Genomic DNA, 474 nt, shown 5'->3' with positions numbered 1-474 from the left:
GTTTTGGGGGAAATTTAAAAAACATGCAAATTTTCTTCATGTTTTATACACAATTTGCGGTTATCCTAAACTCGTTCCAAAAAGGAATTGAAACCCGTTAAAGAGGAGCGAAGCGTCATGTATTACAGCGATTATAACAGACCCCCTGAGGAGCGGGAGCCCATCATAGAGACCGACCAGTTCCACGTCCATGGAAATGAGCCCCCCAAGAAAAAGAACCGCGCCGCGACCAAGTTTGTGGCCCTGGGCCTGTGCTGCGCCCTGGTGGGCGGCCTGGTGGGCGGCGGCAGCGTGTGGGCGGCCAGCCGGCTGGCCGGCAGCTCCAGCGTCATCTACCAGGGCACCGGCAACACCACCGCCGTCTCCCTGGCCAATGTGGACGGCCAGACCGTCCTCACCCCCGAGGAGATTTACGCCGCCAACCTGGGCGCCGTGGTGGGCGTCAACGGCAATGTGGACACCAACGTGTGGGGC

At 58.4% G+C, this 474-nt stretch carries 1 protein-coding gene; it reads left to right on the top strand.

Annotated elements, in window-relative coordinates; translation table 11 throughout:
* Positions 1-117: 117 nt before the first annotated feature.
* A partial coding sequence (locus H7U32_RS09980) for a hypothetical protein (RefSeq protein ID WP_204469882.1) occupies positions 118-474 on the top strand: 357 nt, incomplete at its 3' end.

Origin of the sequence: Bifidobacterium pullorum subsp. saeculare, from assembly GCF_016899725.1 — a bacterium.
In the GTDB taxonomy this organism is placed as follows: domain Bacteria; phylum Actinomycetota; class Actinomycetes; order Actinomycetales; family Bifidobacteriaceae; genus Bifidobacterium; species Bifidobacterium pullorum_C.
The sequence above is the reverse complement of the archived record's forward strand: the minus strand, read 5'-3'. Positions and strand labels throughout refer to the sequence as shown.